The sequence below is a fragment of the Erwinia psychrophila genome, assembly GCF_039023475.1.
In the GTDB taxonomy this organism is placed as follows: Bacteria; Pseudomonadota; Gammaproteobacteria; order Enterobacterales; family Enterobacteriaceae; genus Erwinia.
This window is the reverse complement of sequence record NZ_JBCHVB010000033.1, coordinates 1-570: the sequence shown is the minus strand read 5'-3', so window position 1 is coordinate 570 and position 570 is coordinate 1. Positions and strand designations below refer to the sequence as shown.

Genomic DNA, 570 nt, shown 5'->3' with positions numbered 1-570 from the left:
TTGTGTTCCTGAGCCACCACTTCGATGCTGCCTTCACGATCCTGAACGTCCACAGACCCTTTAATGTCCGCGCCGCCGTCGTCCTTCAGCCAAAGATAAACAGGTATTGCCATGATTTTTCTCCATTTAATTTTCAGTAACGTCATCATCCTTAGATGACGCTGATGCGGTATCCGGTATCTGACAGGCGTTGGCCTGGGGTACCAGACTGATTTCGACACGACGGTTGAGCGCCCGCCCTTCCGGCGTGTCGTTGGTTGCCACAGGGCGGCCTGCGCCATAGCCCTGTACGGCAAAACAGCTTTCCGGTACGTCTCCGGTATCCCGCATCCAGTCACGTACCGCCGCGGCACGTTTCAGGGAAAGCGTCTGATTCAGCGCCGGATTGCCGGTATTGTCGGTATGTCCTGCCACCACAATCAGCCAGCCCGGCCTGGCCTTGATACCCACCAGTGAGTTAACCAGCACTTTGGTCGAGCCCGCTTTCAGCTCTGCCCTGCCGGAATCAAACAGCGACATGCTGTCGAGGTGGATAATTGTTGGTACCGGTTCGGGTTCAGGCGGCGGCGG

The 570-nt window shown here is 57.0% G+C and carries 1 protein-coding gene and 1 pseudogene; both read right to left on the bottom strand.

The genetic code is table 11. From position 1 onward, the window contains the following. A pseudogene (locus tag AAH446_RS19700) lies at positions 1–113 on the bottom strand (type VI secretion system tube protein Hcp); the annotation flags it as partial. A gap of 13 nt (positions 114–126) precedes the next feature. Further along, the coding region (locus AAH446_RS19695; RefSeq protein WP_342908357.1) for an OmpA family protein at positions 127–570 on the bottom strand (444 nt) is incomplete at its 5' end.